The organism is Vibrio thalassae, assembly GCF_900089835.1.
Taxonomy (GTDB): Bacteria; Pseudomonadota; Gammaproteobacteria; order Enterobacterales; family Vibrionaceae; genus Vibrio; species Vibrio thalassae.
The window spans coordinates 1-12,104 of the sequence record NZ_OANU01000024.1; the positions used below are offsets into that span (position 1 = coordinate 1).

The 12,104-nt window shown below is 41.9% G+C and carries 6 protein-coding genes and 6 pseudogenes; 8 read left to right on the forward strand and 4 right to left on the reverse strand.

Annotated elements, in window-relative coordinates; genetic code table 11:
• The 3 genes and pseudogenes from VTH8203_RS09980 to VTH8203_RS09985 form a co-directional block, all read left to right on the forward strand.
• Positions 1-3,952: hypothetical protein (locus VTH8203_RS09980; protein ID WP_158296111.1), on the forward strand; the 3,952-nt coding region annotated here is incomplete at its 5' end.
• A 25-nt stretch (positions 3,953-3,977) separates the two neighbouring features.
• Positions 3,978-4,091: pseudogene (locus tag VTH8203_RS24500) on the forward strand (IS66 family transposase); the annotation flags it as partial.
• 82 nt (positions 4,092-4,173) lie between these two features.
• A pseudogene (locus VTH8203_RS09985) lies at positions 4,174-4,281 on the forward strand (IS5/IS1182 family transposase); the annotation flags it as partial.
• 65 nt (positions 4,282-4,346) lie between these two features.
• On the opposite strand, the pseudogene VTH8203_RS09990 reads toward VTH8203_RS09985, so the two are convergent.
• The 4 genes and pseudogenes from VTH8203_RS09990 to VTH8203_RS10005 all read right to left on the reverse strand — a co-directional run.
• A pseudogene (locus VTH8203_RS09990) lies at positions 4,347-4,487 on the reverse strand (IS6 family transposase); the annotation flags it as partial.
• 52 nt (positions 4,488-4,539) lie between these two features.
• Positions 4,540-5,493: a ParB family protein gene (locus tag VTH8203_RS09995; protein WP_096993546.1), complete on the reverse strand. Its 954-nt coding sequence runs from the start codon at positions 5,491-5,493 to the stop codon at positions 4,540-4,542.
• Position 5,494: 1 nt separating this feature from the next.
• The gene (locus VTH8203_RS10000; protein ID WP_096993547.1) at positions 5,495-6,742 is read right to left on the reverse strand and encodes a ParA family protein; all 1,248 of its coding nucleotides are present in this window, start codon (positions 6,740-6,742) and stop codon (positions 5,495-5,497) included.
• A 295-nt stretch (positions 6,743-7,037) separates the two neighbouring features.
• Positions 7,038-7,318, reverse strand: a pseudogene (locus tag VTH8203_RS10005) (helix-turn-helix domain-containing protein); the annotation flags it as partial.
• Positions 7,319-7,526: 208 nt separating this feature from the next.
• On the opposite strand from VTH8203_RS10005, the pseudogene VTH8203_RS10010 reads away from it, so the two are divergent.
• The 5 genes and pseudogenes from VTH8203_RS10010 to VTH8203_RS10030 form a co-directional block, all read left to right on the forward strand.
• A pseudogene (locus VTH8203_RS10010) lies at positions 7,527-7,829 on the forward strand (DDE-type integrase/transposase/recombinase); the annotation flags it as partial.
• A gap of 94 nt (positions 7,830-7,923) precedes the next feature.
• Positions 7,924-8,804 (forward strand): annotated as a pseudogene (locus VTH8203_RS10015) (IS91 family transposase); the annotation flags it as partial.
• Positions 8,805-9,221: 417 nt separating this feature from the next.
• The gene (locus tag VTH8203_RS10020) at positions 9,222-10,400 is read left to right on the forward strand and encodes a hypothetical protein (RefSeq protein ID WP_096993548.1); all 1,179 of its coding nucleotides are present in this window, start codon (positions 9,222-9,224) and stop codon (positions 10,398-10,400) included.
• Positions 10,393-11,424 carry an AAA family ATPase gene (locus VTH8203_RS10025; protein WP_096993549.1) on the forward strand — a complete coding sequence of 344 codons (1,032 nt, stop codon included), beginning with the start codon at positions 10,393-10,395 and terminating at the stop codon, positions 11,422-11,424. Before VTH8203_RS10020 ends, VTH8203_RS10025 begins: the two co-directional genes overlap by 8 nt.
• Before the next feature lie 571 nt (positions 11,425-11,995).
• A partial coding sequence (locus tag VTH8203_RS10030; protein WP_158296112.1) for a helix-turn-helix domain-containing protein occupies positions 11,996-12,104 on the forward strand: 109 nt, incomplete at its 3' end.

Here is a 12,104-nt window from a genome sequence, read left to right on the forward strand (position 1 = left end):
TGACAGCGTCAACGTGATTCAAAGCTACGGGGCCGATAATACGCAGCCAGTACCATCGGTGAGTGATTATACCGACTTTGGCGTTACCGGTGTGGATGCCAACAATTTAGCGGAAATTAATGCACAGGTTGACAGCCAGTCACTAACCAGTGTTACCTCGATACAAACACTTATCGATAGCCTCACAGTGATCCAACACTACGCGGTAGATAATACCCAAACGGCGCCAAGCGTGATCGACTATACGGTGGTAGGCGTTACTGGTGTTGATGCCAACAATTTAGCGGAAATGAATGCACAAGTTGACAGCCAGTCATTGTCCACAGTAGCAGGTATTCAAACAGTGGTTGATAGCTTAGCGATCGTTCAAAGCTATGCCGCTGATAATACCCAAACCGCACCAACGGTGACCAACTATGCTGACATCGGTGTGACTGGTGTTGATGCCACTAATCTTAATGAAGTGAATGGTCAGGTGGACAGTCAATCACTGATTACAGTGGCTGCGATTCAGACCTTAACCGATAGCGTTAATGTGATTCAAACTTACGCTGCCGATAACACTCAAACTTCGCCAAGCGTGACTGATTACGCAGTAGTGGGCGTTACTGGTGTCGATGCCAATAACCTCGGTGAAGTCAACGGGCAAGTGGACAGCCAATTATTGACCACTGTGTCTAATATTCAGACGCTAACTGATAGTGTCAATGTTATTCAAAGTTACGCAGCTGATAATACCCAAACAGCACCAAGCGTGACTGATTACGCGGTAGTGGGCGTTACTGATGTTGATGCTAATAATGTGAGTGAAGTGAATGGACAAGTGGACAGTCAATCGCTGACCACGGTGTCTGATATTCAGACGCTAACTGATAGTGTCAATGTAATTCAAAGTTATGCTGCTGATAATACGCAGCCAGCACCATCAGTGAGTGATTATGCCGACTTTGGCGTGACTGGTGTGGATGCCAACAATTTAGCGGAAATGAATGCACAAGTTGACAGCCAGTCACTAACCAGTGTTGCCTCGATACAAACACTTATCGATAGCCTAACAGTGATCCAAAACTACGCGGTAGATAATACCCAAACCGCGCCAAGCGTGACTGATTACGCAGTAGTGGGCGTTACTGGTGTCGATGCCAATAACCTCGGTGAAGTCAACGGGCAAGTGGAAAGCCAATCATTAACCACTGTGTCTGATATTCAGACGTTAACTGATAGTGTCAATGTTATTCAAAGTTATGCTGCTGATAATACCCAAACCGCACCAAGCGTGATTGATTATGCGGTAGTGGGCGTTACTGATGTTGATGCTAATAATGTGAGTGAAGTGAATGGACGAGTGGACAGTCAATCGCTGACCACAGTCAATGACATTCTAAAACTAGTCACAAGCTTTAATACAATTTTGGCTTTTGTGCTCGATAATACAAATCTAGAGCCTGCAGTCATGGACTATAGAAATGTTGGTATCTATTCCGTAGATATGGATAACATAGATTTTATAAATAGCGCGATTGGAGAGAGTGGTTTAACAACACATACTGCCATTACTAATTCTGTTTCAGAAGTTGTATTTGAATTAAGTCGAACGGGTATTAAAGTCGCGAGAGACATGGACGGTGATGGCATTCTAAACGAGTGGGATGAGGACATTGATGGAGATGGCGTCATCAATGAAAATGATATGTATCCACTTGATCCTCTGAAAGCATTTGATATTGATGGGGATGGTATTGCAGACGACAAAAATAATTTCGATCTTAACGTTATAGAGTTTACAGAAGGTGGCTTTACTGAAGTTGTTGGAGGTCAAGTTTACCAATTCATTCCTTCAACTCTTGCGAATGGTGGATTAATTACGGATGCATCCGTATTCTTGGGCAGTATTAGCAACGTAGAGAATACATTGATCTATAAGGCTCCAGAAGACTTGCCACAGCAATTGTACATTGAATATGAAGTCACTTCACCAAGTGGCGATATAAGAAAATATGTGATATTGCTTGTTAATGCAGAAAGCCTACCTGAAAGTAGTCCTAGATTTATCGACATAGAACCCGTCGATATATTAGCTACAGAGCTATTTACCCCTATTATCGGGCTGTCACCTAAAGCAACAGATATTCTTGGTAATCCATTGCCTGTATCAATTGCCAGCAATCAACCTCGTTTACGCCCTGGTAAGCATGTCGTGTATTGGCAGAGTGACGATGTGAATACAGGACAAAGCCAACTAGTAGGGCAATTATTTAGAGTTCAACCTCTTGTGACGCTAGGTCAAGGCAAGTATATCTATGAAGGTCATCAAGCTTCAGTGAAAGTGCACCTAAATGGTCCTTCTCCAGATTATCCGGTCACAGTTCCTGTGCTAGTTGATGAAACACTATCTACAACTAACTCTAGTGATCACTCATTACCTCAAACAAAAAATGTTGTTATTACCTCAGGGTTAGAAGGCGACCTTGTATTTGATGTGATAGCTGATGAGTTGGTAGAAAATGAGGAACGTTTGGTACTTAAACTAAGTAGTGAAGTAAATGCAGGGCCGACAAATGAACTAACCCTGCTTATTCAAGAATCTGAACCTGAACCTATTATTACCGCTCATATTGAGAATGAGAATAGTGAGCCCAGAAGTATTGTTCCCGTTTCCAATTCTGAGGCGCTATATTTAATAGCATCCATAGATAACTTAGATACTCCCACTAAGGTTTTATGGTCTTATGCTTACGATTCTGAAGAAAAAACGACTATCGGGGAAGTAGATCATACTCAACAACTATTGTTTGATCTTCCTTTAAAAGTTGGCCGCTATAGATTTTTTGTGGAAGCGAGTGATTTAGGAGAGGAGCGATCAATAGATGCTAGTGTTGACCTTCGAGTTACAGATACAATTGTTTTAACGATGGATAAAGATAGTGATAATGATGGTATTCCAGATTTAGCTGAAGGTTTGTTAGACAACGACGGTGACCTCATTCCTGATTACATTGATGCAGTCAATGGATGTGAAACTCAGGTAATCGACAATGAGCGAGCTCAAACAGGCGGTTTTGTATTGCAATCTTCTTCTGGTAGTTGCCTCAAGCTAGGCTATCTATCGGAAGCATATGATACATATAGTCCTTATGTGGAAGGTTCAAAAGCCTTATCTATTGCCAGCATTCCAATAGATGTATCTTATGAGGAAGAGTTTAATAACAGTGTACTCAGTAACTTCTTGGTAACAAATGTTCAGGATGAGAGTATCTCGATAGTATTACCACTAATGAGACCACTAAGTAGCGGTGGTTCGTTTAGAAAGTATACAGAAGCAAGAGGGTGGTTCGACTTTGATACGTCAGAAGAGGGAAACAATTTACGCTACGCACAAGGAGAGTTGGGTTTTTGTCCTCCCCCTAATTCAAAATTGTATCAAGAAGAGGTTCTTTTAGGTGCGAATTGTTTAGAGGTGACAATTCGTGATGGTGGTGTCTATGATGGTGACGGAGTGCGTAATGGTTCGATTGATGATCCTGGCTACATCGTTTATGCGCAACGGCCGTTAAAACTAGCAGGGATTATTGTGTACTCTCATTATTATTCTAGTAATATTCAGACAAATCATGAAGTATCGTTTGATTTATGTAATTATATCCAGCTAGATAGTTGTGATATTTCAATACTTTCTATTGAGACGGACTTGCTGTTAGATCATAACGTTGAAGGGACTGTTATTCATCTTCAGGTTGATAATCGGGATAAAAACTATTTGGGTCGAGTGATTTTTGAGAGAGGGGGAGTAGTTGGTACTGTAGATATGGATATTAGAGTGTCATCAGTTGACTTTACATATCAAGAGAATATAAACACCAAAGGTGGGGGGGGGAGCAATGAACTGCTACTCTTGTTAAGCTTACTCTGGCTTTGGCGTTTTACACAAGTCTCCAACCGTGAGGAGATTTGAAATGTGAAAACTGATCTGCTCCAGTCTGACTGGGCACTTACTTCAACAAGTGGTGGTTCAGGCGGATGAAACGCCGCTCAATGTCCTCAAGGAAGATAAACAATGTTTTATGTGGCTCTATTGCTCGGGCGCAGACTCTTCCAGAGATCGCAGTTACTTTGACATCTCGAATTAATGATAATTTTCAGGTTCTCAAGCCTGCATCTTCAAGTTGAAAGGGTATAAGTCTAAGAAATTACAACGCACAAGTTGGTGAAACTTACGCGATGATCAAAGTATTGAACAAGCTTACAGGGCTTGGTATGCCTAAAACTTGCCGTGTTGGCTAACGAACAAACGAAATGCGTCTGATCTACTTCAGAAATGAATTACGCCAACAAAGCCGCATGAAGAAGCCAGTTAACCAAAGTTGGACATTCATTGCATCGATGGCAGCGTAGTTACTTTTATCACCGTCAATCACTACCTTGTCGGGGAGACCATGTTGAGCTATCGCCTTATTCAGAAAGGCTTTCGCTGCAGTCTCATCGCGGGACAACCCCCGTTGTCCCCAAAAAAAACGCTCCAGCCTATAATGCCGTTAAGTATCAATTCTGATTAATTTTTTCCGCGACAAATTGAACGATTTCATCGTACATCTCAGCGGGCAACCGACTCAGCTCAATCTTCAAACCACGCTTGTCGCTGCTACGAGAAACCTTCGCGTATTGGTTCTTATCCTCAAATTTCGCAATAGCTTCGGTTTTCCAAGAAGTCTTAGCTTCTTTCTTCGCAAGCTTAGCTTCTATCGCTGCGAGTACGAGCTTCTGTTTATCTTCCACGTTCTCTGCATCATCAAGATTAAATTTAAGTGAGTTGATAAAGCGCGAAACAGCGGTATTCTCTTTCACTAATTGCTTTTCAGCTTTAGCAAGCTTGGCATAGTAGCCATTTGGAATACCTTCACAATCTGGGAAGACCTCGATCATGCGTTGGTCAATTGCTGCTGCACTGAAGCGCTTGCGACACGTTTCGCGACCAATGTTGAGGTGTGCGGCAAGCTCATCAATCTTAGTGAAACCTTGCTCTTGCATAATGCTTGAGTAATCTGCTCCTAACTCGCGGTAAGACAGGCGTTTAACAGACTGAGTTGTACTAATGAAAGAGGTTAGATCGGCCTTATCAACATCCCCTTCAATCACCCATAATGGTAAGTCTTTCTTAGCCTGGAGACAGGTGAAGCGGCGCCGTGAGCTATCGAGGAGCAGATAAGTGCCCTGCTCATCTTTGGTGGCGACACCTTCAGTATGTACGCCCTCTTCTTGAATGCTCGGCCAAATGTCACGCACGGAGTCTAAAGTAAGAGATTCTTGGCAACGTGGGTTCAGCGGGTGAATCGCCGTTTTACTTTCCAGTTCATTGGCTTTGACAATCACACGCTCAGCAGTTGTGGTTTTTCCGCTGGCGAAAGTGAAGACTTTTTTGGGGCTTTCGGACTTTATACGTTTTCCCAGTTGATTGCCTTGGTTAAAACCGGTGCGCTTATCTTGTGGTCGTAACATGTTATACCCCCTTCGTTGCTAGCTGCTTAATTTCGGTGATGAATTGGTGATAGACCGCATTAACAGACGTCATCGCCAAATCGAACTGTTTACCGCTGCAGACTTGCTCTGACTTGCGAATATCCAGTACAGTTCGGCTACTCTCTGCAGACGCGACAAACGCTTCAGAGTGTCGAATTGCGGTAGACAGTAAGTGCCCTTGCGCTGCACGCAGTAGCTTGTCGAACACTTTCACCTCGTGAGCACTCTTTTCATCAAAGTTCACCGGAAGAAGTTTCACCCACTTTAGGTTTTCACCTTGAGATGGCAACGCTCTGAACGTACCAGGCATGGTGGCCATGTAATTACTGGTCGATGAAAAATCGAACTCTCGTGGCGTGACAGGAATGAGCACGGCATCAGCAGCTTCATTCACCGCCCATAGGATTGGCGAATTTTGAGGCGGCGTATCAATGAAAATCAGGTCGTACTCTTCTTTCAGTACTGGCAAGATTTTTCCGCGCAATACGCTCACAAGTTGCCGCTGCCCTGCCTCATCTTGTCCCCAATAACTATCCACAAAACGTTCGTCCGATGGGAACGCTGGAATTACATCGAGGTTTGGCAAGTGCGTTTTGAATGGAATCGCTTTAACCAGTTCTTCGTAACCAAAATCATTAAGGTACTGCGAGAAATCCCCTTCTGGTTCTAAATCAGCCAGCGCAATATCGACCGCTGTCATGTACACCGATTCATCATCGGCTTGGTGAATGAGGTTTTGCCCAGTTGAGCCTTGTGGGTCTAAATCGATCACTAGGCAGCGCGCGTTGAGGCTAAGGTCGAGAGCAGCAGCGGTCGCTAAGGTGACGGTTGTTGTCGATTTTCCCGTACCACCTTTATGATTTTCGACCACCACAGTGGTCGGCTCAAAGCGTTGGCTGTACTTGGGGAAGTCCATGAAGTCCATCATGCTCGCCACATCAAATCGGTTATATAGATGAGTGCGGCCTTGAATAATCGGTGCGCCAATCACGCCCTGCCTTGTCGCTTCATCGATTCGAGTATTGAACGTCACACGCGATAAACCAAACAGCTCTTGAAGCTCTTTCTTCTTTAGTGAATGGTTGTAGATCAAGCGATCAACGCTGCCTTCAACTTCCTTGTCGGTTACTTTGATTTGCATACGCTCTTTAATGACAGCCTTGAGATCGGCCTGTTCTTGTAGCATACGTTCGCATACAAGTTCCAATGAATCGATGATGGTGGTCATGAAGTGTCCTTAGTGCCTTAATCGCTTCCTTTAACTATATAACAACCAAATGAGTAATTAAACCTTTAATGGGTAAATATGCGTTAAATTGGTTTAAGAGAAAGTTAGTATGAGGTCTGGTTTGCAGAGTTTAGCTGGGGACAATGGGGGTTGTACTTGTGTAGCTCAGCCCTGTCAGCCAAAGTTAATTTATAGAAAGAGCTCCTGAATGTCATTATTGAGGGAACATGACGGGATAAGTACCAACCGATTCTGTCATGCTCTTACATTATAGTTAAGATTAATGCTTTTTACCTTACACCTCGATGTTCAGGGACTGTGATCTTTTAATCCTCAACTCTCTGGTGTTGAGTTTTTCTTCCTTCCAGATTTTTTAATCGTACCGATACTCACTGTGATATTGTGTTCTTTTAATGCCACCATCAGTTGCATCAATGTGAGGTGAGGATTCTGCAATGTCAGTTCGATAATCTTATCTTCTGCGTGCTCTGGTATGTGGTTTTTACTTCGTTTGAAAGGCTTATTGATTCGTTTTAACCCCATCGGCCCTTCCTCGGCCATTATTTTTTGATAGGTGTCCGTAAAGTACACCTTTTTAAACACCTACAATGGAAGCGCACTCTATTTAAGGTCTTTATTAGAAACCACATTTCGCAAGTCATGACGTCGAATGTAATCGCTCAAGGTACTTGACGAGATATCAAGCAACTTGGGGTTCTGTCGCAAAAACGTGCGTTATCGGTTAAGATTTGCCCTAATCCTAGAGCACAAGGCAAGACGTATAAAGAAGCCAGTATCTAGCTCATGGCGTATGGACGAGACCTATATCAAAGTAAAAGGAGGATGGATCTACTACTATCGAGCTTTCGATAAATTTGGCGAAGTCATTGATTACGACCTCAGTTATAATCGCGATGAGACTGCTGCGAAAGCCTTTCTGGATAAGGCGATAGCTCAACATAGTCTCCCCGACAAGATGGTGATTGACGGTAGTAAAAGTAACTACGCTGCCATCGATGCAATGAATGTCCAACTTTGGTTAACTGGCTTCTTCATGCTGTCATTGATTGAGATATTAAACGTCAAGAACCGGCGACGGTGTCGCCTGAGCGGCCTACGACCGAAAACAAAGAGACTCAACCGACTAGGGTGCTTTACAGGAATCGTTTATCCTATAGGCCATGTTTCCGAATAAGCCCATCAAACAACTCTTCAATGCCAACGATAATTGGCTAAACTATCTCAATCAACATCGGAACACTGCCGAACCCTTATCATAGTTTATCGTTCCGTTGCATCTTAGACCCCAAGTACCGCTGCTTTTGGCTCTAAAGAATATCGATGCAGTCATGCTGAATGCACCCATCACAAATACATTCACCAGACGTGTAAATCTCACTTTTGCAGCAGCTGTGGTATTAACGCGACAGAGCGGTGGATACGAAAGCAACAACATGTCTTTCCTGAGTGTGAGTATCAACACGTTACGTTAACGCCTCCACATACGCTATGGCCAATCTTTCGGGATAATCGCTTTCTTCTCAATCATCTCTTTAGCTGTGCAGCCAAAATCTTCTTAGGATGGACAAAGCAACTGGATATCGATATTGGAGTGTTCTGTGCACTTCATACCTACGGCAGAAAGCTGAATTGGAATATACACATCCACTCATCTGTCACGCGCGAGGGCTTATGTAAGAGAACTGGCCTGTGGAAACCTATTTTCTTTAAAGCTAAGACCACTGAGAAGTATTGGCGTACCACCATCACTCAACTTCTCACCTCCCATTACGCAGAGTTAGATTTTAGTGGAGAGGACTGCCCTTTTATTCGCAATAATCTAGATTGGTCCCGATTTTTAACCAGCCAATATTGCCGCCGATGGAAGCTGCACTTTGCAAAGAAAACGGCTAACGTGACGCCCACCATGACTTACCTCGGTCGATATCTAAAGCGGCCGCCCATATCAGCGTCTAGGTTGCGACATGATTTTCAGGGAAGCTTAGTGACGTTTGATTATCTTAGTCATAGGAATGGTCAGACGGAATCCCTCATTTTGACATGAATTAAGGCGCTACAATCCCTGTAATGAAACATTCAGATTTCTTACATTTAAGATTTATGGTTATTACGCGCTAACAACCGTAAATTACATTTAATTTATGGTTAAAAGATAGCGACTAACCGTAAATTTTGCTAAATTAACGGTTAGAAACAGTTGAATGACAATAAATTTAAAAAAATTTACGGTTAACACATAGTAGTCTAGTACTATTATTCTGGAATGACAGCACAAAGTGAGGAAGACGCACCCATGTTCAGGTACAAATAGCAAAAATGTTTTTGCCTGATTGTTGTTTTGTTCAGCAACGCATAAACGAATACTTGCTATTCATTCATATTGCGATGTGCATTAGCGTTGTTATTAATCTGAGTGATAAGAGTTCGCTAAAGTAACATAGCTTTTTGAGGATCAATAATGAGTAAATATCCAGTACCCGACATTGGCGAGTGGATGCTTGTAGACACAGAAGATGAGGAAATGAGCCTCGATATCAGTGTTTCTAGTAAATGCTTACCGATCAAGGTTGTTAGCACACTTTTCGATGCCCTGTTTCTTGACGGTAACGTCAACAAGAAAATTGCACAAGATCTTACTAACCATGACAAGGTGACAGATGTAATCACTGGTGGTGCGATTTACGGCACAGAAATTCAGAAGCCTTGGTTTAACGCCAATCGGCCTTTTGCATCTATTGCAGCTGATGTTTATGGTTCAATAGTAGATACCAGTGATCGGCATGTACTAGATAGTATCATTGCGATTGGCAAAATGCTTCCACAAGAATTGGTTCGAAACCAAACTCTTGGGAACATCATCGAGTATTACGCAACTTTGGAAAACAAGCGCAATCCTGGCTCCTTCAATTTTGATAACTCTTTCTCATGCACAGAAACCAAGGCTAAATTCAATGAATACGTGTTTAGCAACAACTATTTTTACTACTGCGTAAACATAGATAAGTTATTCCCACTCATACCAATAGCTAATAACAACCCAAACAGATCAACATTCCGAAAAAGACTGAATCGTCTTGGATTAACAGAGTTCCGTTTGAAATTTTTGAATGAAGATGGAGAGGATGCTTATCCTGGCACCGAACCAAAATTTAAGCTTTTGGAAAATTTTTACTATCCGTTCACCAATTTGGCAGGTCGTGAGAGACAGAGAAACCAATTGAAAAGTGATTTCTACACACATTTAATCGTTGGTGTTGGGGCAGGGTATATCAAATCGTTACGTATGGACTCAACGGTTAACCGTAAAAAATTTATCAGTACTTTTGCAGGACTAACCAACAAAGGAAACTTACTTGACTTTGTGAAATGGCTGCACAGTAATAAAACTTCTTTTATTGTGAAGAAATCTATAAAAACGTTCATAAAAGAATACTACCAAACAAAGGCTTACCAAGGCACTGAATATATAACTAGTAAAGTAAATGGGACTTTGCGTGAGTTCGCTGCGCCTGGCACGAAAGAGATTATTGAGGATTGCTTGAATTGTCGAGTCAAGCTTATCTACAACGATCGTGGTACTAAGGTCATCGATGTTAGCTTAGTACCAAAAGAGCAATTTGGAGTTTTAAATGACTAGCCCCTTTGTAGTTCCTTTCTCATTTGCAAAAGCAAAAGAGCACACTCGGGACAAAGTAATTGAAGAGGTATTTGTCGGTTTAGGCAAAGGCGAATTCGGCTTTTTGCTCGGTCCTCCTAACTTGGGTAAGTCGAATTTAAGTCTTTCATTATGTTACGAGGCCGTGACCGCTACCAAATTTATTGGTTTGATTCCTGATCATGCTAAGCCCAAGAAGGTTCTTTATGTGCCTTATGAGGATAAATTAGCGAACACGAACACTAGAATCATTTCACATAGTTCCGTCTTAACAGAGCACCAATGCCAGCTTATTGAAGAAAACTTCGCATATTACAATAATTTTTCTCCGTTATTGCATATTTTTGCTAATCAATCTCATTCTGAAGAACTTTACCAACCAGTAAAAGATTTGATCGAAGCCGCGAAAAATTTCGACTTAGTGGTTCTTGATACTGCGCGTGGTCTTTTAGGAGCATGGGATGAAGTAAAAGGTGATTCTTTGTTCCGTCAAACAATGAACGATATAGCTTCAAAAGCTGATGTTGCCATACTGATCAATCACCACTTAACGAAAGTTCAGTCAGGGAAACTAGATGACGTTAATTCTACTGGCGGCTCTGGACTATCTACATCTCAATCAGAATCTAAATTCCATATATTTTTGTACACAGACAGACCAAAAGCTCAGGACAAAAAGGAGCGACTTTGTATTAAGCATACAAAACACAACTATATCAAACCAGATCAAGCATTTACGTCAGCTAACCCAATAACTATCAGTAGACATGATAACTTACTAATTAATGCCGCTGTTTTCGGGAAAAACGAAAAGATCATAGAACCATCTTTAGCGAGCAAAACCAAGCAGCGTGAGAAGTTCGTAAGCAGGATGCAGGATGAGGTTGGTGATGTAGAAGTTGATAAGGAAGTAATGAATAACGTTCTTACAGAGGCTTCAAAAAAACCAACGGCTGTTAACCTTGATATATTTGATCTGGTCTTTATGAATGATGAGAATCCGTAGAATCCATGCCTAAACCAACCGTAAATTTTGCTAAATTTTGGGTTGATTTAAAGAGATTTTCCCTTAACCAACCAAAAATACCTTTAAATTTACGGTTGTCTCAAAGGATTTTACGGTTAATTTAAACCAATTTACGCTTGTTAACCGTAAATTTCATTTAATCTACGGTTAACAACCATGCCTCTATAGATCTTATTTATACGTAAGTATAAATAAGATCAGATCTATAAGAAGTACACTGCACTGCGTCTACGCAGTTTGTGTGAATCTGTAAGAAAAAATCATGTCTATAGGACATAATTTTTCTTACAGATTTAATTAGAGAAATCACAAATGTTGATCGTAAGCGCGCCATAAACCCCGCATTCTAATCGCCAAGTACGAATAATAAGATCAAGTCTCCAACCAAAAGGAGATTTTATAATGGCAAAACGACGTTCTAACCAAGAATGGCAAGCTCTCTTTGAGCAATACTGTCAGCGCCGATGTAAAAATGACCCACTAACGTCGATTTAAAATTGACCCACCTGAGGCAAACTATCCGTTCGTAAAATGGACAAAGCGGCGGATTATGATCAATCAGGAGCAACTAGTGGAAATACACGTTTTACATCAGCAAGGACAAAGTATCCGCCGCATCGCGCGTGATTTAGGTGTATCTAGAAACACCGTTCGCACTT